Below are 26,398 nucleotides of genomic sequence, written 5' to 3'. Positions count from 1 at the left end.
TACAATCATCCCTTTACAGCCCCCATGGCAATGCCGTCCACCAGTTGTCTCTGGAATATAATAAATATAATTACCGGAGGTATGATTGTCATTGTTATGACCGCACCCAGTACTCCAAAATTCCAGCTGTCACCCTTTAACAGCGTCAAAGCTACCGCAATGGGCATGGCGCTGTCCTGAGTAGCCAGTGTCTTTCCCATGGTATATTCCCCCCATATATTATAAAAAGAAAATACCAGCACAATTATCATCCCATTCTTAGCCAAAGGCGCCATAACATCTTTCCACGTCCTGAATACGCTGCATCCATCCATTCTTGCCGCCTCCTCTAATTCAATAGGAAGCCCCAGAAAAATTCCACGCATAATAAAAATCGAAAACGGAAGCACATTCATTACATTTGGAAATACTAAACCCATAGTTGTGTTTAAAAGTCCAACATTATATTCCATAATATAAATTGGAATCAAAAGTGCTGCCAAAGGAAAGGTTATGACGAATAGAATAAATGCCATCACTGCGCCGCTCCCTTTAAAAGGAAGCCTTGCAAAGGCATATCCGCTCATTGCACTCAGAATAACGGTTAATATTACCCCAATAAATGTAATCTTCAAGCTATTTACGTAATACCCCAAATACTGTGAGCCATGCTGGAACACATATAAATAATTTTCCAGGGATGGACTGTTGGGGAAAAATGTCATGGTTGTAGATAAAATTTCTTTCTGGCTTTTAAAAGAATTAAATACACTATAAAAAATAGGAATAACAAAAACCACTGCAATCAGGGTCAGCACTGCGAGCATAATCAATCTGGGGATATTTTTCATTACCTTCATTCATTTTCTCCTTTCGAAACCATCAAATTAATCAGTGAAAACAGGAGAATCAATCCACTGAGTACAAAAGCCATGGCTGACGCATAACCCATATCAAAATATTTAAATGCGGTGTTATATATATACATATACAATGTCCTGGTGGCGTTGCCCGGACCTCCTCCGGTCATAACCATGGGTTCCACAAAGACCTTCAAAGCGGTGACGATTCCCCATATACCAGTAATGACAAAGCTTTCCCTTAAATTCGGCAGAACAATATAAAAAATCTTCTTTATTCCTGTTGCGCCGTCAACTACCGCCGCCTCCAGAATATCTGCAGATATAGATTGAAGCCCGGCTAAAAACAGAATGGTTATAAATCCTATATTGTACCATAGATTGGCCGCAATAGTGGTTCCCATGGCCGTATTCCTGGAGGTCAGCCAGGCACGGGTAAACTGCGGAAGTCCAATTTTTACCAGAAAATAATTGATGTATCCGAAATTTTCACTGAACAGCCAGCCAAATATGATACATGCCAGCGATGCAGGGACTACAATAGGAGTGAATACTGCTGTCCTGAAAATACCTGTTCCCTTTTTACAGAAGAAAATAAGCAATGCTATAATCAGTGACAATACCATCAGCAACAGGAAATCTAAAGAAGCAAATACTGCTGTATTCTTCATTGATACAAGGAAATCAGGGTCAGAAAACAGTGACACATAATTCTTTATTCCTACAAAAGAGGGAGTCAAATCATACATAAAGTCATATTCAGACATACTTAGGTACGCTGTATAGCACAGGGGATATGCCACAAATACAGCTATAATCAAAAAACTGGGCAAGACAAATAGTATCCCCCAAAATGCCTTTTGTTTCTTTGCGTTCCACGTCCTCTTCATTTTCTGCCTCCTTGCCAAGAAAGGTGCTACACATGATTTGCATAGCACCTTTGCAAATTACTTATCCAACTTATTTACCATATTTTGAAGCTCCTCAGCTGTGGTATTCACATCTGTTCCGTCCACGAGGCTGGCTTGGAAGATCTCCTGACACTTTATTACAAATTCTCCTAAATCTTTATAAGGAGGATAGGTGACTGCCTTTTCGATGGATCCCTTAATATTCTGCCAATTAGGTGATTCTGTCTTATTGTAATACTCTGTAATTACAGGAATTTTACCATACTGGTTCACTGTACTGGTCTGTGTATATTCACCTAAAAGCTGTTCCTGAACAAACTGTACTGCCAGGTCAGAGCTTGGAGAACACTTGGGAATGATGACGCCATTTACATATCCAACTGATCCATTCTCTTCTCCCCCTGGGATGGGTACAACAGATGCATTGTCCTCTCCAATCGTTGGAATCGCTTCCACCCAGTTGGAACCTGACTGAAGAAGCATGGCAACCTTACCAGCTTTATAACTGTTCTTACCTGCATCGTAGTCGGCAAATGTCTCGGTGGAGAACACCCCCTCCTTAACCCCTTTCTGCCAGATTGCCAGTATATCCTTAAATTCTTGGGACTGGAAGTTAACCGTGATTCCATCCTCCTGATACAGTCCGCCACAGGATGCCTGAAGAATACCTAATACAGTTCCATGTATATCCTTGCTCCACTGAATGGTACATCCCTGCTGCGTAACGACACCATTCTCCGTCTTTGTCAGTTTCTTAGCAAATTCATATACATCATCCCATGTCTTTGGAACAAGTGCATCCCCGTTTTCATCCACAAGGCCTGCATCTTTAAACATCGCTTTATTTATATTAATAGCCGTCACTTCCTGTATGACAGGGATTACATACTGTTTATCGTGAAGTTTCGCCATCTCCAATGCCGCAGGGATGAACTTATCTTTGGAATATGTATCAAAAAACTTTAAATCCTGGTCAAAGTCATATATAAGGTCCTTTGTAACAAACTGTTCTGCAAAGGAGGCTCCATCTATAACCACCAGATCGCAAGGGGTATCTCCTTTTTGCCAGTTAATACTGTAATTGGACACCACCGTAGGATCCGCATAGGTCTGTACCTCAACCGTAACATCCGGATGGTCCTTCATGAATGCTTCAGCTGCTTCATTCAGAAATAGCTTTGTGACCTGCCACGACTCGCCTGCTATACGCAAAGTACGCTTTCCACCACTTTCCTGAGCCGTGGTTCCTGCCGGAGCAGCAGATTCTGCTTCTTTAGATGCCTTTGACGCTGCCGAAGAACACGCACCTAGATTAACAGCCAGAACACCTGCCAACAAAACAGATATCATTTTCCTCATTTTAATTCTCCTCCCTTTACACTAACTGTCAATAAGCGATGATGATTCTTTATCCAAGAACAAATGCCAATCCTTATGTGTCTTAAGTAAGGTAGCCGGAACCATGTTAGTAACTTCATCCGACTTTAATGTATTCCTGACAGCCTCCGCCTTTCTTTCCCCCGGTACACTGGATACAATTGTCTCACACTGCATGATTTGATAAGGAGTCATTGAAACGGCTTTGAACGGGACATCATCAAGTGTTGGGAACCAGCCCTCATTCAGCTGCTGCTTTCTGCAGCGTTCCTCCAATTCCACGATTCTGTATGCTTCCCGCGTCTCAAAATCAGCTGGGGGATCATTAAAAGCAATATGTCCGTTTTCGCCAATACCTATAACACCTATATCTATGATATCTTTACGAATCTCACTGGTCAGCTCCTTCAGATTCTCCTCCACATCTCCTTCCGTGTTTACAAAATGCACCTTAACCGGTACTTTGCTGGTAAAACGCTCTTTCAGATAACGCCTGAAACTTGCCTTGTGGGTTTCCGGCAGTTCCAGGTATTCATCCAAATGAAACATAGTAACCTTTTCCCAATCAACGTTCTTCTCAACCAGATACTTAATTGTCTCAAACTGTGATGCACCTGTGGATAGAATGATTCTTGCCTTCCCTTTTTTTTCTATGGCTTCATTTAACTTTTGAGCAATTAATTCAGCTGCCTTCTCTCCCAATTCTTCGGAATTGTCAAGAATATATACCGCCATCTCTCCTTACCTCCTGATTTTACTATGAACCTTCCTTACAGAATTTCTTTCAACCAAAGTGGGCTGCATTGTGATATTAACTATATTCCTGGACTTACCCTCAATTTTATCAATAAGATATTTAGCGGACCGTTTACCCATCTCTTCTGCCGGTTCATGAATTGTAGTGAGTCTTGGCGTCACCATCTTACTGACAAAAATATCATCCATTCCAACAATGGAAATATCATTGGGAACATGGATTCCGCGATTATGTAATTCATTTATCATCTTAATTGCCAGTGAATCATTAATCGCAACAATACTTTCCGGAAGATATTCCTCCTCAAACATTTTGTCTATAATCTGGATGGCTCCCTGATCATCTCCAATATTATAAATATCATATTTGGAATCATAATTCACAATTCGGCGCTTATTAAAAACAATATCATAATCCAGCAGCGCCTGCTTAAAGCCCCTCAGTATCTCTCTTCTGTTATGTCTTGTAATTGGTCCTGACGCCAATGCCAGGTCTTTATGTCCGCATTCAATCAGATACTCTGCCGCCATATAACCAGCCTTAAAGAAATTAAACAGCACACGGTCTCCTGTATAATTCTCAATTCCCTGATCCACCAGAAGGACAGGCATGTTGAGCCGTTCAATCCGTTTGACAAAAGTCTCCTCATTCTGGATTGTTGTCAGCAATATACCTGCTGCCTGCCTTTCCTCCAGCATTTCCAGATACCAGCTTTCCAATCCTGGATTGGAATTGGAGTTACAGATTATAGGAATGAAATTACGGGATAAACATTCCTCCTCTGACGCTGCCACTTGTGCTGCATAAAACGGATTATTAATTGACGGAACAATAATACCGATCTCAATGCTGGCATCCCCGCGCAGCATCCTGCCGAACAAATTGGGCTTGTATTCCAGCTCGTCCGCAGCGTCAAAAACACGTTTTTTTACGTCCTGGCTGACAGGGTAATCCGTACGCCTCAGTACCCTGGACACAGTAGCAATTGATACGTTTGCCTTTTTAGCAATATCCTTAATCGTTGTTTTCTTATTCATTGGGGCCCCTCAAATATTATATAGAAAACGTTATCTATGAGCTCATATTAGCATGGACATATTTTACTGTCAATGGGGGGCCTTTTTCTTATTCTTCATATTTTTCTATGGATTTTTTTACCTTTTTATGTTATTAATTCATTTTTATAGTTCTTTTCAGACTTTTATAGAAAGTTTTTCTATCTGACAGCAACCAACAGCAAAAAAACTTTTTTTATTTACTGTAAAGAAAATGATCGCCTGCTAATACTTCCAACCATACCAGCCACAAATCTGTGACAATTATGGCTGATAAATGTTCACAAAATGCTTGATTTTTTCCGAAGTCTGTGGTATTATAATCACTGCTTATTAAAGCAAACTCTGGGCGAATTCCCGAGTGGCCAAAGGGGACAGACTGTAAATCTGCTGCTAATAGCTTCGGTGGTTCGAATCCACCTTCGCCCACTAGCGTGCCTAAAATATGGCTTAAGGACATCAGTGCAGTGCATGTAAAGGTCCTGGTTTTCAGCTGGGGCACGTGTTGAAAAGTACCTGCGGGTAACTTATGCGGGTGTGGTGGAATAGGCAGACACAAGGGACTTAAAATCCCTCGGTAGCGATACCGTGCCGGTTCAAGTCCGGCCACCCGCATTATAAATGGAGTGTTGTAAAAGCATTTGAAAATTCTAATGTTTTTACAGCACTCTATTTTTATGATGCTTACTTGGTTGCTCCCAAAAAGAGCACCTCCCCGCCCGCGGAACAATTCTCCGCCTCCGAAAGGTGCTCTTTCCTATATCAGATTCAAAATCCCCCTGTCTTACAACATTTGTCAGTCTTACATCATCCTTCTGCCTACTTCTCCACAGCCGCCCCATCATCCGCGAACCGCGAATCCACCACCGGATAAAATTCATCCGGCTGAGAAACGAATACTGCCGCGCTGTAAGGCGGCATGTTCAGCTTCAGCATGCCATTCTTTATGCGGTAGAGCATGACCCCTGCATTGTACCCTGTCTCAGCGGTCAGGATGGGCCTGCCTAACACCATGTCGTCAGTAACGCCCAGCTGCCATACCGGAATGTCCATGGTCTGGCTGTCCGGGCTGTTGGATATGACCACCACGGCCTGATATTTGCCGTACATACGCCCGTAGGCAATCTTCTGGTATCCGGCCAGAAGGGGCTTTACCGCACCCTTTCTGATCGCCGGTATCTTGCGGTGGATTCCGGTCATATAGCGGTGGAACTCTATAAGCTCTAAATCCTCTTTCCCCCATGGATAGGTACGCCTGCTGTCCGGATCCGTCCATCCGCAGACTCCGGCCTCATCGCCGTAGTAAAGCGTGGGGGCTCCCGGCCAGGTCATCTGAATCACCACTGCCTCCCTGAACACACAGGGCTTTATATTCTGTCCTGCTTTTTCCGGACCAGCTGTCTGGATACGGCCTACCATCTGGTTGGTCCTGGTTAAGAAACGGGAATGGTCATGGTTGGACAGCTGGTTCATGGCCGTCATCACCGTGTTGGTCTGCATACGGCTCATATGGTATCCCATGGCGTTAAAAAAAGCCTCACCATCTCCCCATATGCCCCCGTTATAACTGTCGCTGTGTTTCTCCATGCCGGTCAGAAACCACGTGACCGGTTCCATGAACGCGTCGTAATTCATGATAGAATCCCACTGATCTCCCTCCAGCCAGGAAGCAGGATCCCCGTAGTGCTCCGCCAGAATCAGCGCTTCCGGATTAGCCTCTTTTACGGCCTGGCGGAACCTGCGCCAGAATTCGTGATTGTATTCTGCCGTGTGTCCCAAGTCGGCAGCCACATCCAGACGCCAGCCATCAATGGAATAGGGCGGGGATACCCACTTCCTGGCCACGTTCAGTATATACTCCACCAGTTTTTCAGAATTCTCGTAATTTAACTTGGGCAGGGTGTCATGTCCCCACCATCCGTCATAGGTCCTGTTGTAAGGCCAGGCCCCGTCGCTGTCGTCATGGAACTGGAAAAAGCTGTGATAGGGGCTGCTTTTGCTCTCATAGGCCCCTGCCTCATAGTCGCCGGAATGCTCATAGATTCCCTCTGCGTCCAGCCATTTGTTAAAGGAGCCGCAGTGATTGAACACTCCGTCCAGAATTACCCGCATCCCCCGCTTATGGACTTCCTCCACAAACCGGGCAAAAAATGCATCGCTGGCTTCCAGATTCTCCTTGCCTGCGCTGCGCTGCACGTACCGGTCAGCCTCCTTGTTATCCGTGGCGTCAGGCCTGACCAGACCTCCCCCGTCCTTCTCTATTCTGGTAAAGTGGGGATCAATGTGCTCGTAATCCTGACAGTCATATTTATGGTTGGAGGGGGATACAAATACCGGATTCAGATAGATGGCCTCCACTCCCAGCTTCTTGATGTAGTCCAGCTTATCCCAGATTCCCTGCAGGTCGCCTCCGTAAAAGTACCCCACATCCATGGCGGCCGGGTACCGGTCCCATTCCGTAACCTTCTGTACCGGACGGCCGATATAGACATACTCATATGATTCCACATCATTGCTCTCATCTCCATTGCAGAAACGGTCCACAAAAATCTGGTACATGACCGCACCCTTTGCCCATTCCGGCGTGTGGAATCCCGGGGTAATCTTGAAATCAAAGCATGGCTGGCCATCCTGTGTGGGTCCCAGCCGGTTATAAAGACAGACATCCTGTTCGGATACCACTTTAAAGTGATAAAGCACCTGATCGGTGCCTACTGTAATTTCATATTCATAGTAATCAAACAATTCATCGGACTTGGCCTTGGTCATCTCCACCTCGGCTTTATCCTCCACATAATATACATGATCCACATTGCCCTTAGCTGTCCGCATGCGAAGCAGCACATCGTCATCTGCGTCCGGTTCCATTGGCATGCGGTAATCCTCTGTCTCAGAGGAAAAAAGGGCATCCCTGTTGATACGTCCCTTCAAATTATCTTCCACGTTTTATATCCTTTTCCTAATTTGCTCATAATTACAATCCTGTTCCTTTATTGTATCTGAATTTTCTCAAATATACAAGAAAAATTATACCAGAAAAATCTTGATAACATTACACCTTTTCCATGGCTTTCTCACAAAGTGAAAAGCCTGGCGGGGTAGCCAGGCTTTTCAGGAGAAGGTATTTCGTTTCTTATGGGGTGTAGCAAAAACTATATAATGTATTGGGGGGGTTACGTCTATTATAATAGCATAGGAACGAAAAAAAGTGTGCACAAAGATGCAATATTTTCCAGTGTATTTATGAGCAATATAGACAAAGGAGGGGGCTTTATAGCCTCCCTCCCCTTTTTTATACTATTTTCCATCATTCTCAGCCCAAAACAGAACCGAAATACTATGCTACTGCACCGGTGTAAACAGCGCCTCAAACTCAGACTGGCTGATTTTCTCTTTCTCAATCAGCAAATCAGCGCAGGCATGGAGGACATAGTCATATTGCTTGATGATATCCTTTGCCTTCTGGTAGCACTCGTCAATGATCCGCTTGACCTCACTGTCAATGGTGTCAGCAACCTCATTGCCGTAGGACTTGGTATGGGCCAGGTCCCGTCCGATAAATACCTCATTCTCATCGCCGCCGTACTGAATCATTCCTACCTTCTCAGACATGCCGTACTGGGTCACCATAGCCCTGGCAATCTGGGTGGCCTGCTTGATATCCTGGGATGCGCCGGTGGTGATATCGTCAAATATCAGCTCTTCCGCAATCCGGCCGCCTAAATCCACCATGATATTCTGCTTCATGCGGCCCTTGGTATTGAACATCTCATCCTTTTCAGGCAGGGGCATGGTGTAACCGGCTGCCCCGATTCCCGTGGGGATGATGGACACAGTGTGCACCGGTCCCACGTCCGGAAGCACATGGAACAGGATGGCGTGGCCCGCCTCATGGTAAGCCGTTATCTTCTTATCCTTCTCGGATATTACCTTGCTTCTCTTCTCAGCACCGATTCCCACCTTCACGAAGGCCCGGTCGATATCGCTCTGCTTGATGAACCTGCGGTTTTCCCTGGCGGATATAATGGCTGCCTCATTCATCAGGTTTTCCAGGTCAGCTCCTGTGAAGCCTGACGTGGTCTGGGCCACCCTGTGCAGATCCACATCCTCGCTGAGAGGCTTTTCCTTGGAATGGACCTTAAGGATTTCCTCGCGCCCCTTCACATCGGGACGTCCCACTGCCACCTTTCTGTCAAAACGGCCCGGTCGAAGGATAGCCGGGTCCAGGATATCCACGCGGTTCGTGGCCGCCATGACGATAATGCCTTCATTGACGCCAAAGCCGTCCATCTCTACCAGCAGCTGGTTCAGTGTCTGCTCCCTCTCATCGTGGCCGCCGCCCATACCTGTACCTCTGCGGCGGGCAACCGCGTCAATCTCGTCGATAAACACGATACAGGGAGAGTTCTTCTTGGCCTCCTCGAACAGGTCACGGACGCGGGAAGCGCCCACACCCACAAACATCTCCACGAAATCAGAACCTGATATGGAGAAAAACGGTACTCCCGCCTCTCCTGCCACTGCCTTGGCAAGCAGGGTCTTACCGGTTCCCGGAGGGCCCACCAGCAGAAGGCCCTTTGGTATCCTGGCTCCCACGCTGGTATACTTCTGGGGATTCTTAAGGAAATCCACCACCTCTTCCAGTTCTTCCTTTTCTTCCACAAGACCGGCAACATTGGAAAAATTAACCTTGCTGTCCCGGCTCATCCTGGCCCTGCTCTTGCCAAAGTTCATCATCCTGGCATTGGCACCTCCGCCGCCCGCACTCCGGTTCATGACCATGATGATGATAACCACCACCACAATAGACAGCATGAAGGGAAGGATGATGGTCACCAGATAATTCTCCTGAGGCACATCCATGGTCGTATACGCCATGTCATGGGCTTCCAGAAGCTTCTGTGCGTCCTTAACATCCGAAACATAAAGCCGCTTCACCTGACCGTCCAAAAGGGTCAGTACCACTTCTCCCGTGGGAGTCTGCGGATTCTGGTGGATGCTCACGTCTGCCGCCTGGCCATCCTCCAGTATCTTGATAAAATCCTGATTTGTGACCTTATCCGCCTGCCTTGCGTAAGGGAATCTCACCGCGGTGGCGATTAAGATCAGCATCAGAAGTATGAATATAAATCCTCTAAATGTCTGCTGCTGTCTCACCGAATTGCCTCCTTAGACCTTCTTATTCTGCATCCAATTCTACTACTCCGATGTAAGGCAGGTTACGGTATTTCTGGTCATAATCCAGTCCATATCCCACTACAAATTCATCCGGTATCGTAAAACAGGTATAGTCCACCTTCACCTGCTTCTTCACCCTGCGCTCCGGCTTATCAAGAAGTGTGCACAGATGGATGCTCTTTGGACCTCTCTGCTTCAACACCTCAATCAGATATGCCAGCGTACGGCCGGAGTCTATAATGTCCTCCACAATCAGTACATCCTTGCCTTCCAGGGACTCATCCAGGTCCTTTACAATCCTGACCACGCCGCTGGACACAGTGCCGCCGCCGTAGCTGGACACGGACATAAAGTCCAGGGACACCGGAACCGTCATCCTCTTTGCCAGTTCGCAGGTAAAGAATACTCCGCCCTTTAATATGCATATCATGTGGACCTGCTTTCCTGCATAATCCTCGCTGATTTTTGCCGCTACTTCGTTAATCCTTTTATCGACTTCCTCTTCCGTCAATAAAACACGAATTCTGTCAGCCATTACCTTATCCTCCGTTTCACCTATTCTTTTCTCTCTCCAGTCTGGCCTGCCTCTGCCTGCAGCACCCGGACCGTATCCGGTCCTATCTTGTAATACTCGCTGATGCGGTATCCTATAATCCACATCACATGGCTGCCATCTGCCAGAAGGGGTATCTTATCCCTCATCTGTCTGGGTATCTTCTCATCAATCATAAAACGATTAAGCGCCTTGTGGTTATTGTCCGACAGGACGATAAAATCCCCCGGACGCCTGGTTCTCACCACGGGCGTACCCTTTATTTTATCACAGTCAAACCATTTCGTATACACATTTTTAGGAAATTCCATCCCTTTTTTCCGAGAAAAAACCTCCATATCCACAATAGGCAGGTCTCCCCATTCTTCCTCTGACGCCGGGTCTCCTCTGCCCATCCAGATTCCCTCGTACTCCCTTATGGCTGACAGCCCGTAGGGCAAATCCACCTGTTTTCCCACGGCCCGCCCGGCCAGCTCCATGACCTGGCTCACATGAACCAGCCCCAGGTCCCTGGAGGCTCCTCCCAGCTCCTTAAGGAGCGACATCACCACATAGGACCGCAGTATCTCCGGCTCCTGCAAAAACGCCTCGGCCGGAATGTATGCCCCTGGGTTTTTCCTCACATGGGCCTTAATCCAGGCAGCCGCCTGGCTTTCCAGGTACTCGTCTGCCTGCGCCGCCAGACGCCCCAGACGCAGTATATTGCCCGCGGCTCCCCTGTTTACATACTGCTCAATCTCCGGCAGCAGCTGATTGCGTATCCTGTTGCGCGTGTAGTGAAGGGTATCGTTGGTGGAATCCTGCACATAGGGCAGATCATGGTCCGCCAGCCACTTAAGGATACAGTCCCGGTCCACGTCCAGCAGCGGCCGGATAATCCTGCCTCTCCGGTAGACGATCCCCTTCATTCCAAAAAGACCGCTTCCCCGGAACAGATTGTGGAGAATCGTCTCCACCTGGTCCCCGCTGTGGTGGGCCACCGCGATTTTCACGGGACTGAGACTGCTGCCAGCCAAACCGCCATGTGCCCAATCTCCGTCCTGTCCGCTCCGGGCCCCGCTGGCCCGGTCCTCGCCTTCCCAGTCCAGGGCCTCCTTCTCCAATGCCTCATAGCGCAGAAAACGCCCGGCCTCCTCCTCAGACATGCCCTTTTCAGCCGCCAGGCCGCGCACATCTACCTTTAGGATATGACAGGGGACATGAAGCCCTTCACACAATGACCTGACAAAATCCGCATCCCGATCAGCTTCCTCCCCCCTGAGCCCGTGATGGACATGGAGCGCCCTGATACTGATTCCCCGCGGTTCCCTCCATGCGCATAACAACGCTAAGAGGCAGACGGAATCTGCCCCTCCTGAAACTGCTGCAATAACCCGGTCACCCGGCTCCAGCATATGATATTGTTCCATGGTCTCCCTGACCCTGTGCTCCAGTCCTTCCACCTGTCTCTCCTGTGTCCCATATTGTTTATCTCTGTCTATTTCTTATAATATACCCGCAAACGTCCCTCCTTGCAAGCCTGTCATTGTAAATTATGAGCGTCTTTTCCAGATTCCTGCTGTCAGGACCGTCATATCATCCCTTGGCGCCGGAATAAAGGATACCGCAAAATCCAGTACCTGGTCCGCCAGTTCCTGGGGCCCCATCTCCTCCACGCTCTCCAGATACTGCTGCATGGCCTGCTCCTTATCATCTCCCGGCAATGCATCCAGCACCCCATCGCTGACCATGACAATCCGGTCGCCCTCCCACAGCTTCCTGGACATGAGAACGGGTTCCACCCCGCTCAGTATTCCCATGGGCACTTCTCCGGCTTCCATGATTTCCACTCCCTCTTCTCCTATTATGAAGGTCGGCACTGCTCCCAGCTTCATAGCTTCCAGAACGCCGGTATGCAGGTCGATGCAGCTGAGATCCAGAGTAGCCGGGTGCTGTTCCGGACCAGCCAGCAAAAGCACTGTATTCACCAGCTTAAGGGCGGCTCTTGGGGAAAATCCGGTTTCCAGAAGCTGCTCCGTCAGTTCCACCACCTGCTTGCTCTCCCTGGCCGCTGTCTCCCCGCTTCCCATTCCGTCGGAAAGGCTCATAACCACCTGGTTTCCCGGACTTTCGCAGAAGGTATAATTATCCCCGGAATACTTTTCGCCCTTTTTTGGAATCCTGGATGCTCCATAGAGCATACGGTACCCTCCCTCCTCCAGAAAACGCACGGTTTCATACTGCTTGGTGATAATGCTGCGGCTGTCCTTGGCCGGACTCCACCTTGTCCCATCCATGACCTCTCCCATGATCAGCGCCGCATCCTTGGATGTAATGCAGCGGCCGTTGGTGGTCCTGGCCGTTAAAAAAGCTTCCTTCTGCCCGTTCTCGTACTCCAATAACAGCAGGTTGCCCAGGGCAACATGATAGCGTTTAAAATATTTTTTCAGTATGTATTCATACTCATCCGTAATATCCCTGGCACGGTCAATCTGGTGGGAAAATTCCTCCAGTATCACCGACAGTTCCCTGAACTGGGATATGACCGCGTCCCTGCTCTCCAGGAAACGGTTCTTCCAGGACAGGTTCATGGTAGCCCTTCCCAGGCTCCGGTTCAGCTGGGCAAGATAATCCTCCTTTTTCCGGCACCCGCTCTGAAACATCTGAGGCATGTCCTCAAAATCAATATGTCCCTTCTGCTCAAATGCCCGCAGAAGATAATAGAGGTAATAGCTGTCCTCCTTCTCACTGTCCGCATACAGATTACACCTGCTGCAGTTGTCGCACACCAGGGCAGCGCTGGCCTGCATGGCGGCCAGTCCATCGTCCTTTGTCAGCTGTCCGTTTTTCTCTATACCGTCGTCAAACGCTCTGGCCAGCTGGTTTAAGGACTCTGCCATATCCCCCAGTCTCCTGGCCGTATAATAATTTACATCTGTTCTTCCCTTTACTTCCCGCTCTCTGATAAACACAAAAATCCCTCCTAATCCGCGTAACTTTCAGTATACGCACCCAGGAGGGAAATATATGTCAATTCATGCATGAATTTTTAAAAATCGTTCGCCTGTTTTCGCCATCACTCAGTGGGCTTTAACAAAATCTCATCCGGATTCACTAACCCCAGCTTTTCTTTGGCCACTTCCTCCGCATACTGCTTGGTCTTGACGTAAATCTTGTATTCCTGAAGCTCAGCAGTCCGCTTTTCTTCCTCTTCCTTCTGCTGCTCCAGGTTCTGTTCACGGATGCTGTATTCCAGGTCCGATTTCTTAAGATCTGCGCCTTTTATATTGATTGCCACAGCCAAAAACATGACTACCAGGGTAATACCCATGATGGCCATGCGGTTCGTCCATTTATCGCGTTTTACACGCCTTGATTTACCGTAGGATTTCATCTGCTCAATCACCAGCTCCGTCTTTTTCCGGGCTGCAGACAGCTTTCTGTCTGTGCCTGCTAATAATCATTCTAAGGCATTTGCCGGCCTTTTTCAAGCACTTAAAGAAAATTCTGCTGATAAACCTGTCATACAGAATCATCCCCGCAAATACCCCTCCTATGACATAGGCCCTGAACACGCCGTCATTCTGCTCATAGAGAAGAATAAAGGTCACCAGCCCCGCATAAAGCCAATACAAAAAATCCTCCACCCCTGTCCAGAAGGGGCCGTGGCGGATAACCAGGCGGAACACCCTGAGGGTATCATAGGCCAGCATGAGCCAACCGCCTGTGACCAGGCTGAGCACCATCAGCCAGGCTTCATACTGAATCCTGCTGCTCATGATGCCCCCTACTTAAACAGCCGGGTGAACAGGGATTCCCCCGACTTCCTGAGGGCTTCATTGGAACTGTAGACCATGCTGTCTATGGTTCCCTCTATGTCCACCTCTCCCTTTTCCAGGGTCAGGCGGCTTACATGAAGTTCCTTCCCCTTAATGGTAAGCAGACCCATATCCGTGTCCAGGACAACTGCATTTTCATCAAAAGACACCACATCGCATATGCCGGTTATGTTTCCCTTGCCCCGGTTCTGCAGTATAAGCTTATGCTGACGATTGCTTCCAATCTTTTCTTCCATGCAAAAAACCTCCCCGTATATCTAACCTATGTTAAATATATGGGGAGGTTGGCCATTCTATGCCACTTATCTTAAATATTGCAGCAGTTAAAACATCCAATGCAAACTGCCGCTAAATATAACGGTAAAGTTCCTTAGCCTCATCCTTCTTCACAGTTTCCTGTACGTCCAGAACCTCCACCTTAACAGCCTTGGCTCCGAACTGGATCTCGATGATATCACCTGTTTTTACACTGACGGACGCCTTTGCCGGCTTATCATTTACCAGAACACGTCCGGCGTCGCATGCCTCATTGGCAACGGTCCTGCGCTTGATAAGGCGGGAAACTTTCAGAAACTTGTCCAATCTCATGGATTATTTATTAACCTCATCCTTTAATGCCTTGCCAGCTTTGAACTTTGGAGTCTTGGAAGCCTCGATGGTCATCGTCTTACCAGTCTTGGGATTTCTTCCCTCTCTTGCAGCTCTCTCAGATACTTCAAAGGTTCCGAAGCCTACTAACTGTACTTTTCCGCCTTTAACCAGCTCCTCAGATACAGCGTCTGTGAAAGCCTTAACTGCCTTCTCTGCGTCCTTCTTAGAAAGCTCTGCCTTCTCAGCAACTGCTGCAATTAATTCTGTCTTGTTCATCAATTTTTCCTCCTAGATATTGTCCGGGAAAGGCCCCGGAATCGTTACATTTTAAAGTCATAGTGTACTTAATCATTTATATCTGTTTTACTATGATTTGTCAAGGTTTTTTGGCTTTTTCCTGCATTTTTATCTGATTCCAGAGGGCGGTTCCTTCCTCCACGGAATTCACCTTTACACCGCCAAATACGTGGGGGTGCCTTCGTACCATTTTCCGGCATAATCCGTCAATTACATCGTCAATCGTAAACCTGCCTTCTTCCTTTGCAATCTGGCTGTTCAGGATGACCTGGAGCAGTACGTCCCCCAGCTCCTCGCACAGGTTTTCCATATCCTTGTTGTCTATGGCCTGGAATACTTCCTCGGTCTCATCGGCCAGACATTTTTTCAGGCTCTCAAAGGTCTGCTCCCTGTCCCAGGGACAGCCCTCAGGCGACCGCAGCTTTGCTATTATTCCCACAAGGTCATCAAATGTATACATAAAAACCTCCTACACCTTCTCTTTATTGCGCTTGATTACCTTCAGGCGGGTAAATTCCTCCCTCTCCTTTTCCTCCAGCGCATTGGAGATGGACTTGCTCAGGTCCTCATAATGAGGTATGGTGATGTTTTTAAGGGCATTGGCCCGTTTCTGGGTTTTCTTAATGGAGTTGGCCAGCCGGTAGGCGGAATTCTCCACCATGGAAAGCTTGATGGTCAGCTCCTTTACCTTCTCAAAATGGTATCTGGCCTCATCCAGGGACTCGGTGGTGTTATAAAAACCATAGGTCAGGGCCAAAGGCTGCGATTCATGCTGGACCAGGGGAATTTCCGTACCCATGATGCTTCTGGCCTTGATTTTCACCCGGTCGTCTATGGGCACAGAGGCGCCTATCTCCTGGACATAGTTGATGCCCAGCTCAATATTGGCCTTCTGGAGCGCCGCATAAGCCTCCCGGAAGGTGCTGTCGATCTCTGACTGGATTCCCTTTGCCTCGTCAATCAGCTCCATTAGCTCCCGAATCAGTATATTCCGCTTCTTATCCATGAGTCCGTAGCCCATATAGGCCAGGCCCAGTGAATTCTTTGCCGCTATCAGGTTGCCTTTGGTGGGAAATGTATTTGGATCCATTTACATCACTCCTTCATGGTATCCGCAGGTTTATAATACTGGTCAAGCACCTTGGTGTCGATACGGTCCAGTTCCTCCCTGGGCAGCATTCCCAGAAGTTTCCAGCCTATATCCAGGGTATCCAGGATGGTGCGGTTCTCATGGGGGGCCTGTCCTATGAAATACTCCTCAAAGGCCTTGCCGAACTCCAGGTATTTCTTGTCAATGGGTGAAAGTTCATCCTCGCCGATAACCGATGCCAGGGCTCTGGCATCCCCCACCTTTGCATAACAGGAGAAAAGCTGGTTGGCCACGTCCTGATGATCCGCCCTGGTGTAACCCTCGCCGATGCCGTCCTTCATAAGCCTGGATAAGGAGGGAAGCACGTTGATGGGCGGATAGATATTCTGCCCGTTCAGCTGCCGGTCCAGAACAATCTGGCCCTCTGTAATGTATCCTGTCAGGTCAGGGATAGGATGGGTGATATCATCGTTAGGCATGGTGAGAATCGGTATCTGGGTCACGGAACCAGGCCGTCCCGCCACAATGCCGGCTCTCTCATAGAGGGAAGCCAGGTCGCTGTAGAGATAGCCCGGAAATCCCTTTCTGGACGGAATCTCGCCCTTGGAGGAGGAGACCTCACGCATGGCCTCGGCATAGGAGGTCATGTCCGTCAGTATAACCAGTATATGCATTCCCTTTTCAAAGGCCAGATACTCGGCCAGGGTAAGGGCGATTTTAGGGGTGATAAGCCTCTCCACCACAGGGTCGTTGGCCAGGTTGATAAACATGGCCACATGCTCGGATACGCCGCTCTCCTCAAAGGTACGGCGGAAGAAATCAGCCACATCATATTTAACGCCCATGGCGCCGAACACAATGGCAAATTCCTCATCCGAATTCTCCCCCAGGGAGGCCTGCTGCACAATCTGGGCAGCCAGCTGGTCATGGGGAAGACCGTTTCCCGAAAAGATGGGAAGCTTCTGTCCGCGAATCAGGGTGGTCAGCCCGTCAATGGCTGAAATTCCCGTACGGATATAGTTTCTCGGGTACTCACGGGTCACAGGATTTAAGGGTTTCCCGTTGATATCCAGCTTTATGTCGGATATGATGTCACCCAGACCGTCAATGGGCTGGCCGATGCCGTTAAAGGTACGCCCCAGCATCTCCTCGGAAACCTCTATCTCCATAGGATGGCCCGTAAGCCTGGTATGGGTATTGCGCAGGGCCATGCCGTCCGTGCCCTCAAACACCTGTATGATGGCCTTGTCCCCGTATATTTCAATGATGCGTCCTATCTTGTGGAGATTTCCGGCCACGGTCATTTCCACGATTTCATCATAAGCCGCATTCTGAACGCCCTCCAGGACCACCAGAGGGCCATTGATTTCACTTAAACCTAAATATTCAATTGCCATATGGACCTCCCTCCCTTACGCGTTCCGTTCCACGACCCTGTCGTAGAAACCGTCTATCATCTTCATATAGTCATCAAACATTTCCAGGCGGTCATTGGGCACATCGTATTTAATGGATATGATTTTGTCAAATATGTTCTCCTCCTTCAGCACAGACACAGGCATGCCCATGGACACAAGGGAACGTGATTTTTTATACAGGTAAAGAATGACTTCCATCATCTTAAACTGCTTAATCAAAGGCACAGACGTGTCGTCCTTGTGGAATGCATTCTGCTGCAGGAACCCCAGACGGATCACCTTTGCGATTTCAAGCACCAGCTTCTGGTCATCCGGCAGTACGTCGGCTCCAATCAGCTTTACAATCTCCATCAGGCTGCTCTCCTGCACCAGAAGCGCCATCAGGCGGTTCCGGTCGTCCACAAACCGCTTATCCACATTGTCCATGTACCAGGAGGACAGGTCGTTAATATATTCCGAATAGCTGGTAAGCCAATGGATGGCCGGGAAGTGCCTGGCGTAAGCCAGGGATTTATCCAGTCCCCAGAAACAGCGCACAAAACGCTTGGTATTCATGGTCACAGGCTCGGAGAAATCGCCTCCCTGAGGCGACACCGCGCCGATGATAGTCACGGAACCTTCTGTTCCATTGAGGTTCTGCATCATGCCCGCCCTCTCGTAGAACGCGGAAAGGCGGGATGCCAGGTAAGCCGGGAAACCTTCCTCGGCAGGCATTTCCTCCAGACGGCCTGACAGCTCCCTTAAGGCCTCTGCCCATCTGGAGGTGGAGTCAGCCATAATGGCCACATGGTATCCCATATCCCTGTAATACTCGGCCAGGGTAAGGCCGGAATACAGGCTGGCCTCACGGGCAGCCACCGGCATGTTGGATGTGTTGGCAATCAGGGTCGTCCTGTCCATCAGCGGATTTCCTGTCTTTGGGTCTATGAGCTCTGAGAACTCCTCCAGAACCTGGGTCATCTCGTTGCCGCGCTCACCGCAGCCAATATAGATGATGACATCCGCATCCGACCACTTTGCCACCTGGTGCTGGGTCATGGTTTTGCCAGTGCCGAAGCCTCCGGGAATGGCTGCCGTGCCGCCCTTTGCCAGGGGAAACATGGTGTCCAGAATACGCTGGCCTGTGATCAGGGGCTTCACTGCCGGGAACCGCCTGGCAGACGGCCTGGCCACGCGGATGGGCCATTTCTGGGTCATGGTCAGGGTCCTCTCAGTGCCGTCCATGAGCTGAAGGGTCAGAAGCGGCTCCTCTATGGTGTACCGGCCGTCCGGCACCACTGTAAGGACATAGCCTTCCGCGTCCGGCGGAGCCATGACCTTATGGGTGATAGCCCTTGTCTCCGGCACCTCAGCAATAATGGTGCCGGGCATGATTCTGTCCCCTTCCTTCACCACCATGTGGGTATCCCACTTTTTATCCGTATCCAGACTGTTGACGGATATGCCTCTGCTGATATAATATCCGCTTCCCTTGGCAATCTCGCTTAAGGGACGCTCAATTCCGTCAAATATATTGCTCAGGATTCCCGGCGCCAGTGTAACGGATACAGGAGCGCCTGTACCAGTCACGGTTTCTCCCGGCTTAATTCCGCTGGTCTCCTCATAAACCTGAATGGTGGTCTTCTCTGAGTTCAGTCCGATGACCTCGCCCACCAGCTTCTCCTGGCCCACATGCACCATCTCATTCATCTGGAACCCTGAGTCGCCCAGCAGGGAAACGACAGGACCATTTATACCGTAAATCACACCTGTCTTAGCCACTTTGCCTACCTCCTGTCAAGTCAAATTTAAACTCATGGCGGGCCTCGTTTAACTTAGTCTGGAATGAGTTGTCTATAAGTATATGCTTACCCGGAAGCACAGCCCTGGTGCCTCCGTTAAAGGAATATTCGCTGACCTTGATGGTGGCGTTGTGGTGCATGGCAATGCGCTGCAGCTTATCCACATCCGATGGGTCCATATAGATAATCAGTTCCTCATCCCCTGCAAATTCCTTGGCAGCCTTTACCTGGCGGTCCAGAAGCCGCTGGTAATCCTGTGTCTCCATAAAGTTGGCCAGTTTGTCGCGCAGTTCCACGAACAGCTTATCCTTAAGTTCCTCCTGCTTGTGGCTGGCCTCCCTCTTTAAATCCAGCTGGCCGATGGACAGCCTTTTATTGATTTCACGCTCCAGCTTCTCTGTCTCTGCCTCCACCTGCATGTCGGCCCGCCTCCTGGCGTCAGCCGCATGCTCCTCAAAGGCAGCCTCCAGGGCGTTCATATAGTCATCTAACATCCTGGCGCTGCGCTCTCTGGCATCCGTCATGCAGATATCCTGGAAATGCTTTAGCTTTTCCTCTGTTGTCAAGCTGATTCACCCTCTTTCTATCATTACTACAGTTTCAGTCCGATTGCCTCGTTCACATAAGAGGTGATAAAGTCCGGCTTGCGGCCGGTTCCATGGCGGTCCGGAATCTCCACAATCAGCGGAAGCTTGCGCTCCAGCTTTACATTGTCGATGATCTCCGGAAATTCCCTGCCGAACTTTTCTGTCAGCAGGATGATCCCGATGGTTTTGTCGGCCAGGGCCTTATCCAGTTCTTCCTTCAGTTCTTCCCTCTTATGGACCACAGCCCCCTCGACTCCCGCCAGCCGCATGCCGGTCAGTGTGTCGATGTTGTCGCTGATAAGGTACATCTTCATGGGATTACAGCTTTCCTAAGATCATAAAGGATATGATCAGACCATAGAGACACACACCTTCGGCAAGACCTACGAAGATTAATGATTTACCAAGGATGGAGCTGTCCTCGCTGATAGCTCCCAGTGCTGCGCTGGCTGCTGCGGAAACAGCGATGCCGCCGCCCAGACAGGAAAGTCCTGTGGCCAGTGCTGCCGACAGATAGCCCATGCCTGCCGCGGATGAACCGGCTGCCTGGGCTCCTGTCTCGGCTGCCGCTGCATTGCCGGAGAACATGACCACTGCCGCGAATACCATGGTGCCGAAAAACAGGAATACATTGGCTGCCAGGGCTGTCCTATAGCGTCCCTTTGTCTTTTCCCCTGCTGCAAATGCCCCAAAAGGTACTGCAATGCTTAAAATAAGTGCTGCGCTCAGTGTAATTTTAACTAATAAACTCATATCTCATATCTCCTTTTTGTATTATATATGCTTACTGCTCTCCGGCAGCCTTTCCATACGGTTCAAATGCCCTGCCGCTGCCGCGGTAGAACCGGCTGAACAGCTCATAGTATTCCAGACGCAGTACCTGGATGCCCACAATCAGGCCCTCCATACCGCATACAAACAGGTTGCCGCCAACCACCACGGCCCAGTTGGTATTTCCTCCTGCCTCTGCCCCTGCTAACATCAGGACCACCTGCATCATGGCTGCGTGGCTCACTGCAAACGCACCCACACGGACAAAGGAAAGGGTGTTGGAAAAATAGCTTAACAGCACCTCAAAGAGTTCAAATATGCCCTGGGTGATAAACATTCCCAGGCCGGTTTCCATCCGTTCCGCCTTTTTCTCCAATATGGCTGCCAGCGGTTCCTTAAAGAATATCACCAGAAGCGGAATCAGGAACATGATTACCAGAATCACGGTGGCGGGAAGCGGATTTCCGGTCATATACAGTACAATCACGGATGCCAGGGCAAAATAGAATACCAGCCCGGCCACGCCGTTTGTGTCAAAATACGCCTTCTCCACATCATGGGTTCTCAGGCTGTTGATGATATTGAGAATCATGCATAAAAGGATGATTCCCATTCCAATGGCAACCGCCACCACAAATACCGTGTTCAGCCTGCCGATAAAGGGCAGATCTGTCATGGCCTCCTGGGGCCTGAGCCACACAGCATCTATGATATCCTCAAATCCAAAAACGCTTCCGAAGAGCAGTCCGAATATGGTGGAGAACACGCCGCAGCAGGAAATGATTCCTGCCAGACGTATCTTCTTAAACCGGTACAGCAGAAATCCTCCAATCAGCAGGCACAGTCCCTGCCCGGCGTCCCCGAACATGAAACCAAACAAAATGGAATACGTAATGCCAATCAGTATGGTGGGGTCCAGCTCATTATAGGATGGCAGCCCGTACATCTCCACATACATCTCAAAGGGCCTGAACAGCCCCGGATTCTTCATCTTGGTGGGAGGAGTGCTCATGATGTTGTTGTGGTCGTCCTCAATAATGCAGAAGGTATCGCTGTCGCATTCGATTTCCTTCTGGAACCTCTTTGCATCATTCTCCGTCATCCATCCGCACAGGATGTAAAAGTTATGGGTGTCATGCTTGGTGACGGCAGCCATTTTCCTCACATCAAAGTTGGTTGAAAATGTCCTGATGCGCCTTAAGGCAGCGGCAAACTCGTCCTTCCTGCTGCTCATGGCCTCCACGATATTCCTGTCCGCCTCGTCTATCTCCTTCTGAAGGCTTCCTATCCTGTCGTCCAGCACATGTCCTGCCTCCACCGGAGTACCCTCGTACTCATCCGGAAGGAAACACCGCTCAAAATGCATGGATGCATAGATGGCGTCAATCTTGTCCGCCAGGCTCTCCGGCACAAAGTAGACCACCCATACATAATCCCCCTCCTCCTCGCATTTGAACATAACCGTGTCTATGGTCTCATACACATAGGATGAGAATTTCTCATAATATTCCCTGGAAATACGTCCGAAACGGAACTTCATGAAACGGAACTTAAGTATCTCCTTCACATTGTAGTTAAGCCCTGCAAAGGGTATAACCCTGTCCCTGGAAGCCTTTAACTCGTCCCGCTGGTGCACCAGGACGTTCTTTTGGTCTGTCAGTTCCTTAAGCTGGGTGTCAAGGCTGTTAATAACCTCAACGGCCTCCTCCAGCTTCATGTTCCGGCCCGTCTGGTCCGTTATCAGGTCATGATAGCTTTCCACCAGCCCCTGGGCCTTTTCCAGCACATCCTTATATGGATTCGTTTCAATATAAGGCCTCAGGTCTTTTACTGTCTTAAGCTCCGACAGGGCATTTTCCAGGTGGATCTCATATCTTGACAGATAAGTGTCCACCACCCGGTCAATATCCTCCTTAGGGCCGGTAATACTTAAGAACTTCATCTTCTCAATCACGTCTTAACCCCCTTTAGTCAACTTGCTCCCAGCCCATAACGTATCTTCTCAATAGTAGTGATGATACGCTGGATTTCCCTCTCCTTAAAGTAGAGATAGGAATTCAGTATGGCGATGGAGTATGGGTCTTTTCTGCTTGTCTTCAGGTAAATCCTGTCTATTATATCGTGGGCCAGATGGTCCAGATCCTGATCTTGGTCCAGATGGACCAGGCCAGTCCTGCCGTACCAGCTCGCTCCTATGAGTCCGTATAGTATATCCAGATTCTCCGCCTCCACCATCCGGTTAATCTCTTTTCTGGTCAGATGGAGCTGTATGGGAATCAGCATGGCGTATATCTCCCCTGGCTCCAGCTGGTAAAACTTTTTGGAACGGCAAATCCACTGGAGGTTCAGCATATCCATCCTGGTGCCGAAACACTGGGCGATTATCTTCTGCTCGTTCTTTGACAGGTACTTGTCCTTAATCTTCCACATGGACCTGAAATACAGCATATCCAGGGCTGTCTCACAGGCCGGAAGGGTTACCCTGCCGTTCTGCTGCATCTGGTACAACGGGCCGTAATACACGGACCCCTTCAGATTCCCTATGAACTCTTCCATGCTTTGGGACTGGGAAAGCGTGATCAGGTCAAGGGCGGAATGCCTCTCAAAGAAATCACGGAACATGGAAAGGTCCTGCCTCTGTTCCCTGTGGCCTGCCGCATTTCTCAGACAGGTCTTTAGAATGGTAATCTCATAATGCATGAAGTACAGGTCCAGGAAACGCCTCTGCTTTATATTGGCAAACTGGTAAAGCTTTGCAAAATCCCTGTACTGGGACAGATTCAGATGCTGCTCAATGTTTCCCCTGTGCAGATCCTTGTCCTCCACCTGGCCAAATATCTCGCGGTAAGGCAGAAAGGCACGCAGGTACTGCACTGCATCCGGTACGGTTTCCAGGGCCGCCATCTCAAGGAACTGCTCATCTTTTATACGCCAGCGTTCCATTGCCTTCACCTTGGTGGCAATGCCGCTGTAAGCAATCAGGCTGCCCATAATCTCACCCCTTTATCATCTTCTGGAACAGAGCCTCTGCATATTCTTCATGGTGCCGGTTATAATTATCTTCCAGCTCCTTAAGCAGGGCCTCTGATTCTGCCTTCTGCTTTGCAAGGAGCCCGTTCATGTCCGCCTCCATCTTCTCCTGAATCTCTGCAATCCTGCGGGCCGTTTCCTGTTCCATACTCTTATCAAAGGCAGCCGTCTTTGCGTCCATTTCCTCGGCAAATGCCTTCTTGCGTGCATTCGCTTCTTCCACAATGGCTCCGGCCGCTGCTTCGATTTCCGATAAACGGTTAATCACAGTATCCATAGCTCTCCTCCTTATATATTTTCATATCATTTCATGATACTCCTTTTTTAGAAAAAAACCAGAGGTATTTTAGTTTTAAAATTAATTTTTCACAATTTCCCCACTGCAAAACGCCAAAAAGAGGAAGAACTTTTTAAATTCTTCCTCTTTTTGCATCCAAAATTACCAATTTTTCCTATACAATTTTCACAAATACATGAGCCTAATTGGCTGTCTGGGCCTCGCTGCCCTCAGTCTCCCCCCCGGTTGACGCCACGGGTTCTACCTTTTCAATATATTTGCTGGATACATACGCCTCCTGGCCATCGTAGTTAATGACTGCCCAGTCGTTGTCATACCGCTTCACGTACACCACCTCGGTGCCGCTGCCCAGCTGTACCAGAATCCGGCCGCTGGTAGATGGCTCGCTGCGGACATTTACACTGCTTCCCTTAATCCTGTAGGTCTCTGCAGGCGGCTCTGTCTCAGGCTCTGTCTCAGGTTCCGGCGGCAGCGTAGGTGCAGGCTCTACAGGCGCAGTGGTCACAGTCGGAACTGTGGTGGTCTTATCTGCATCCTTGCCCTTATCCGACGTGAAAACACGGATAACCACAATCAGAAGTATAACCAGCAGCACCGGAATCAGCAGTCTCAGTATGTATGCTGCCGGTGATACCCGTCTGCGCTTCTTCCTGGGTCCGCCCTGGCGGGACGGGCCGCTGCGGGTATTCCTGGCAGGTACCCTCTGGCTGTTCCTGCCGGAAGCGCTCCTGCCTCCGCCGGTTCCCTGCCTGGGCGCCGGGCGCCCTGATGTATTCCTTGCAGCCGAGGACGTTCTGACCGGACGGCCGCCCGAACCTCCTGCAAATTCATTGGCAAACACATACACTTCCTGGGTCAGCAGCTGGAATGCCTGGTTGGCGTCATACGCCGTGTCATCCCCCTCATGAACAGCCTTGTTCCCCAGTATACGGATGGTATGGTAATTGTCCTTGGTGGCCTTGTTAATCCACTGGCCTTCGTACAGCTGGTCTATGGTATCGGACAGATCCCCTTCCACCACACACGCTCTCTCAGCCATGCATCTTACCATATATTCCAGAACCTGTCTGGCTCTGACCATCACAAGATTATATTCCTTGCGCGCAATTAATCGCTCTGCTTCCTTAACGCCCTGCTGAATCTGCTGCCAGCTGGTCGTCCGCTCCACATTCGACATAAGCCTTCCTCCTTAGTATCGCAGATATCCGCCTATTATGTATAGTATACTAGATTTTTGCTAATTTTGCACTATTAATTATAAAAAATCAGAAAAATAAGAAAAAAGTAAATTTTGTTGCAAATGCATCTTTTGAATGTTAAAATAAGGCCTGCAGCAACTATATTCACGAAAGGATGAAACACATGCGATTACGCCACATCCAGGGTGCCGAGGAAACCATTGCCTCCAGCCCATTTGTCATTCAGGAGCCGGAACAGCACCGCGGCACATGGAACCAGGTATTCGGCGGCAGCCATCCCCTTGAAATCGAGGTGGGAATGGGTAAGGGCCGTTTTATTATGGAAAAAGCATCCGCCAACCCGGATATCAACTATATTGGAATTGAGCGCTATTCCAGCGTCCTTCTGCGGGGACTTCAGAAACGCAGCGAAATGGACCTTGAAAATATTTATTTTATGTGCATCGACGCAAAGGACATGGCGGAGATCTTTGCCCCCGGCGAGGTGGACCGGATATACCTGAACTTCTCAGATCCATGGCCAAAGGACCGCCATGCCAAGCGAAGGCTCACATCCCCTGTCTTTATGTCTGTATACGACAAAATTCTGGCGCCCCAGGGTGTTGTTGAATTCAAGACAGATAACCGCGGGCTGTTTGAATATTCCCTGGAATCCATTCCAGATGCCGGCTGGGAGATTACAGAGTATACCTTTGATCTTCACAACAGCCCCATGGCAGAAGGAAATGTGATGACAGAGTATGAGATGAAATTCGCCTCCGAGGGCAAGCCCATCTGCAAGCTCATTGCCCGGCGGACAGGAACCTTCGGCCAGGACCCGGCATAGAATACAGGTAAAGGATACCATC

27 protein-coding genes and 2 tRNA genes are annotated in these 26,398 nt (G+C 49.2%); 3 read left to right on the top strand and 26 right to left on the bottom strand.

What is annotated here, in order from left to right; translation table 11 throughout:
* Positions 1-5: 5 nt before the first annotated feature.
* From CGC65_RS01505 to CGC65_RS01485, 5 genes are read right to left on the bottom strand one after another with little or no spacing between them, the layout of a single operon-like run.
* Positions 6-839, bottom strand: a complete 834-nt coding sequence (locus CGC65_RS01505; RefSeq protein ID WP_002566387.1) for a carbohydrate ABC transporter permease — start codon at positions 837-839, stop codon at positions 6-8.
* A complete protein-coding gene (locus CGC65_RS01500; protein WP_002566388.1) occupies positions 836-1,729 on the bottom strand; it encodes a carbohydrate ABC transporter permease in 894 nt (297 codons plus the stop codon). Before CGC65_RS01500 ends, CGC65_RS01505 begins: the two co-directional genes overlap by 4 nt.
* 57 nt (positions 1,730-1,786) lie before the next feature.
* A complete protein-coding gene (locus CGC65_RS01495) occupies positions 1,787-3,109 on the bottom strand; it encodes an ABC transporter substrate-binding protein (protein ID WP_002566389.1) in 1,323 nt (440 codons plus the stop codon).
* 21 nt (positions 3,110-3,130) lie between these two features.
* On the bottom strand, positions 3,131-3,862 hold the full coding sequence (locus CGC65_RS01490) for a 6-phosphogluconolactonase (protein ID WP_002566390.1): 732 nt from the start codon (positions 3,860-3,862) through the stop codon (positions 3,131-3,133).
* A 6-nt stretch (positions 3,863-3,868) separates the two neighbouring features.
* On the bottom strand, positions 3,869-4,921 hold the full coding sequence (locus tag CGC65_RS01485; RefSeq protein ID WP_002566391.1) for a LacI family DNA-binding transcriptional regulator: 1,053 nt from the start codon (positions 4,919-4,921) through the stop codon (positions 3,869-3,871).
* A gap of 365 nt (positions 4,922-5,286) precedes the next feature.
* On the opposite strand from CGC65_RS01485, the gene CGC65_RS01480 reads away from it, so the two are divergent.
* Positions 5,287-5,368, top strand: a tRNA-Tyr gene (locus tag CGC65_RS01480).
* A 102-nt stretch (positions 5,369-5,470) separates the two neighbouring features.
* Positions 5,471-5,554 (top strand) — tRNA-Leu (locus tag CGC65_RS01475).
* Between the two features lie 204 nt (positions 5,555-5,758).
* Here CGC65_RS01475 and CGC65_RS01470 read toward each other — a convergent pair.
* From CGC65_RS01470 to CGC65_RS01370, 21 genes are all read right to left on the bottom strand, one after another.
* Entirely contained in the window at positions 5,759-7,882 is a 2,124-nt protein-coding gene (locus tag CGC65_RS01470; protein ID WP_002566392.1) for a glycoside hydrolase family 13 protein, read from the bottom strand.
* A 399-nt stretch (positions 7,883-8,281) separates the two neighbouring features.
* Positions 8,282-10,096 carry an ATP-dependent zinc metalloprotease FtsH gene (gene ftsH / locus CGC65_RS01465; protein WP_002566393.1) on the bottom strand — a complete coding sequence of 605 codons (1,815 nt, stop codon included), beginning with the start codon at positions 10,094-10,096 and terminating at the stop codon, positions 8,282-8,284.
* A gap of 22 nt (positions 10,097-10,118) precedes the next feature.
* A complete protein-coding gene (gene hpt / locus CGC65_RS01460; protein WP_002566394.1) occupies positions 10,119-10,652 on the bottom strand; it encodes a hypoxanthine phosphoribosyltransferase in 534 nt (177 codons plus the stop codon).
* 20 nt (positions 10,653-10,672) lie between these two features.
* On the bottom strand, positions 10,673-12,112 hold the full coding sequence (gene tilS / locus CGC65_RS01455) for a tRNA lysidine(34) synthetase TilS (RefSeq protein ID WP_002566395.1): 1,440 nt from the start codon (positions 12,110-12,112) through the stop codon (positions 10,673-10,675).
* Between the two features lie 90 nt (positions 12,113-12,202).
* A complete protein-coding gene (locus CGC65_RS01450) occupies positions 12,203-13,621 on the bottom strand; it encodes a SpoIIE family protein phosphatase (protein WP_002566396.1) in 1,419 nt (472 codons plus the stop codon).
* Positions 13,622-13,725: 104 nt separating this feature from the next.
* The gene (locus CGC65_RS01445; protein ID WP_002571091.1) at positions 13,726-14,043 is read right to left on the bottom strand and encodes a septum formation initiator family protein; all 318 of its coding nucleotides are present in this window, start codon (positions 14,041-14,043) and stop codon (positions 13,726-13,728) included.
* Between the two features lie 4 nt (positions 14,044-14,047).
* A complete protein-coding gene (gene yabQ, locus CGC65_RS01440) occupies positions 14,048-14,428 on the bottom strand; it encodes a spore cortex biosynthesis protein YabQ (RefSeq protein ID WP_002566398.1) in 381 nt (126 codons plus the stop codon).
* An 8-nt stretch (positions 14,429-14,436) separates the two neighbouring features.
* Entirely contained in the window at positions 14,437-14,724 is a 288-nt protein-coding gene (gene yabP, locus CGC65_RS01435) for a sporulation protein YabP (protein ID WP_002566399.1), read from the bottom strand.
* Between the two features lie 112 nt (positions 14,725-14,836).
* Entirely contained in the window at positions 14,837-15,076 is a 240-nt protein-coding gene (locus CGC65_RS01430) for an RNA-binding S4 domain-containing protein (RefSeq protein ID WP_002566400.1), read from the bottom strand.
* 3 nt (positions 15,077-15,079) lie between these two features.
* Positions 15,080-15,355 carry an HU family DNA-binding protein gene (locus CGC65_RS01425; protein WP_002566401.1) on the bottom strand — a complete coding sequence of 92 codons (276 nt, stop codon included), beginning with the start codon at positions 15,353-15,355 and terminating at the stop codon, positions 15,080-15,082.
* A gap of 100 nt (positions 15,356-15,455) precedes the next feature.
* The gene (locus CGC65_RS01420; protein ID WP_002566402.1) at positions 15,456-15,836 is read right to left on the bottom strand and encodes a MazG family protein; all 381 of its coding nucleotides are present in this window, start codon (positions 15,834-15,836) and stop codon (positions 15,456-15,458) included.
* Positions 15,837-15,845: 9 nt separating this feature from the next.
* A complete protein-coding gene (locus CGC65_RS01415) occupies positions 15,846-16,466 on the bottom strand; it encodes a V-type ATP synthase subunit D (RefSeq protein WP_002566403.1) in 621 nt (206 codons plus the stop codon).
* A gap of 5 nt (positions 16,467-16,471) precedes the next feature.
* Positions 16,472-17,863 carry a V-type ATP synthase subunit B gene (locus tag CGC65_RS01410; protein ID WP_002566404.1) on the bottom strand — a complete coding sequence of 464 codons (1,392 nt, stop codon included), beginning with the start codon at positions 17,861-17,863 and terminating at the stop codon, positions 16,472-16,474.
* A 15-nt stretch (positions 17,864-17,878) separates the two neighbouring features.
* Positions 17,879-19,645: a V-type ATP synthase subunit A gene (locus CGC65_RS01405; protein ID WP_002566405.1), complete on the bottom strand. Its 1,767-nt coding sequence runs from the start codon at positions 19,643-19,645 to the stop codon at positions 17,879-17,881.
* On the bottom strand, positions 19,638-20,231 hold the full coding sequence (locus tag CGC65_RS01400) for a V-type ATP synthase subunit E (protein ID WP_002566406.1): 594 nt from the start codon (positions 20,229-20,231) through the stop codon (positions 19,638-19,640). Before CGC65_RS01400 ends, CGC65_RS01405 begins: the two co-directional genes overlap by 8 nt.
* Before the next feature lie 26 nt (positions 20,232-20,257).
* Entirely contained in the window at positions 20,258-20,566 is a 309-nt protein-coding gene (locus CGC65_RS01395; RefSeq protein WP_002566407.1) for a V-type ATP synthase subunit F, read from the bottom strand.
* Positions 20,567-20,570: 4 nt separating this feature from the next.
* Positions 20,571-21,005, bottom strand: a complete 435-nt coding sequence (locus CGC65_RS01390; RefSeq protein WP_002566408.1) for an ATP synthase subunit C — start codon at positions 21,003-21,005, stop codon at positions 20,571-20,573.
* Between the two features lie 31 nt (positions 21,006-21,036).
* Positions 21,037-22,977 carry a V-type ATP synthase subunit I gene (locus tag CGC65_RS01385; RefSeq protein WP_002566409.1) on the bottom strand — a complete coding sequence of 647 codons (1,941 nt, stop codon included), beginning with the start codon at positions 22,975-22,977 and terminating at the stop codon, positions 21,037-21,039.
* Positions 22,978-22,994: 17 nt separating this feature from the next.
* Positions 22,995-24,014, bottom strand: a complete 1,020-nt coding sequence (locus CGC65_RS01380; protein WP_002566410.1) for a V0D/AC39 family V-type ATPase subunit — start codon at positions 24,012-24,014, stop codon at positions 22,995-22,997.
* Between the two features lie 4 nt (positions 24,015-24,018).
* Complete coding sequence (locus CGC65_RS01375; RefSeq protein WP_002566411.1) at positions 24,019-24,330, bottom strand: SPFH domain-containing protein; 312 nt, start codon at positions 24,328-24,330, stop codon at positions 24,019-24,021.
* A gap of 202 nt (positions 24,331-24,532) precedes the next feature.
* Positions 24,533-25,528: an SH3 domain-containing protein gene (locus tag CGC65_RS01370; RefSeq protein WP_002566412.1), complete on the bottom strand. Its 996-nt coding sequence runs from the start codon at positions 25,526-25,528 to the stop codon at positions 24,533-24,535.
* Positions 25,529-25,713: 185 nt separating this feature from the next.
* Here CGC65_RS01370 and trmB point away from each other — a divergent pair, with 185 nt between their 5' ends.
* Entirely contained in the window at positions 25,714-26,376 is a 663-nt protein-coding gene (gene trmB / locus CGC65_RS01365) for a tRNA (guanosine(46)-N7)-methyltransferase TrmB (protein WP_002566413.1), read from the top strand.
* Positions 26,377-26,398: the final 22 nt, after the last annotated feature.

Origin of the sequence: Enterocloster bolteae, from assembly GCF_002234575.2 — a bacterium.
In the GTDB taxonomy this organism is placed as follows: domain Bacteria; phylum Bacillota; class Clostridia; order Lachnospirales; family Lachnospiraceae; genus Enterocloster; species Enterocloster bolteae.
This window is presented reverse-complemented; position numbering and strand designations above follow the sequence as displayed.

What these genes read in the sequence shown, in the direction of transcription:
- CGC65_RS01495 (WP_002566389.1), bottom strand. Translation starts at nt 3,109, where the DNA reads ATGAGGAAAATGATATCTGTTTTGTTGGCAGGTGTTCTGGCTGTTAAT.
- yabP (WP_002566399.1), bottom strand. Translation starts at nt 14,724, where the DNA reads ATGGAAGAAAAGATTGGAAGCAATCGTCAGCATAAGCTTATACTGCAG.
- CGC65_RS01380 (WP_002566410.1), bottom strand. Translation starts at nt 24,014, where the DNA reads ATGGGCAGCCTGATTGCTTACAGCGGCATTGCCACCAAGGTGAAGGCA.
- hpt (WP_002566394.1), bottom strand. Translation starts at nt 10,652, where the DNA reads ATGGCTGACAGAATTCGTGTTTTATTGACGGAAGAGGAAGTCGATAAA.
- CGC65_RS01430 (WP_002566400.1), bottom strand. Translation starts at nt 15,076, where the DNA reads ATGAGATTGGACAAGTTTCTGAAAGTTTCCCGCCTTATCAAGCGCAGG.
- CGC65_RS01390 (WP_002566408.1), bottom strand. Translation starts at nt 21,005, where the DNA reads ATGAGTTTATTAGTTAAAATTACACTGAGCGCAGCACTTATTTTAAGC.
- CGC65_RS01500 (WP_002566388.1), bottom strand. Translation starts at nt 1,729, where the DNA reads ATGAAGAGGACGTGGAACGCAAAGAAACAAAAGGCATTTTGGGGGATA.
- trmB (WP_002566413.1), top strand. Translation starts at nt 25,714, where the DNA reads ATGCGATTACGCCACATCCAGGGTGCCGAGGAAACCATTGCCTCCAGC.
- yabQ (WP_002566398.1), bottom strand. Translation starts at nt 14,428, where the DNA reads ATGAGCAGCAGGATTCAGTATGAAGCCTGGCTGATGGTGCTCAGCCTG.
- CGC65_RS01425 (WP_002566401.1), bottom strand. Translation starts at nt 15,355, where the DNA reads ATGAACAAGACAGAATTAATTGCAGCAGTTGCTGAGAAGGCAGAGCTT.
- CGC65_RS01370 (WP_002566412.1), bottom strand. Translation starts at nt 25,528, where the DNA reads ATGTCGAATGTGGAGCGGACGACCAGCTGGCAGCAGATTCAGCAGGGC.
- CGC65_RS01415 (WP_002566403.1), bottom strand. Translation starts at nt 16,466, where the DNA reads ATGGATCCAAATACATTTCCCACCAAAGGCAACCTGATAGCGGCAAAG.
- CGC65_RS01410 (WP_002566404.1), bottom strand. Translation starts at nt 17,863, where the DNA reads ATGGCAATTGAATATTTAGGTTTAAGTGAAATCAATGGCCCTCTGGTG.
- CGC65_RS01395 (WP_002566407.1), bottom strand. Translation starts at nt 20,566, where the DNA reads ATGAAGATGTACCTTATCAGCGACAACATCGACACACTGACCGGCATG.
- CGC65_RS01445 (WP_002571091.1), bottom strand. Translation starts at nt 14,043, where the DNA reads ATGAAATCCTACGGTAAATCAAGGCGTGTAAAACGCGATAAATGGACG.
- CGC65_RS01490 (WP_002566390.1), bottom strand. Translation starts at nt 3,862, where the DNA reads ATGGCGGTATATATTCTTGACAATTCCGAAGAATTGGGAGAGAAGGCA.
- CGC65_RS01505 (WP_002566387.1), bottom strand. Translation starts at nt 839, where the DNA reads ATGAAGGTAATGAAAAATATCCCCAGATTGATTATGCTCGCAGTGCTG.
- CGC65_RS01420 (WP_002566402.1), bottom strand. Translation starts at nt 15,836, where the DNA reads ATGTATACATTTGATGACCTTGTGGGAATAATAGCAAAGCTGCGGTCG.
- CGC65_RS01375 (WP_002566411.1), bottom strand. Translation starts at nt 24,330, where the DNA reads ATGGATACTGTGATTAACCGTTTATCGGAAATCGAAGCAGCGGCCGGA.
- CGC65_RS01485 (WP_002566391.1), bottom strand. Translation starts at nt 4,921, where the DNA reads ATGAATAAGAAAACAACGATTAAGGATATTGCTAAAAAGGCAAACGTA.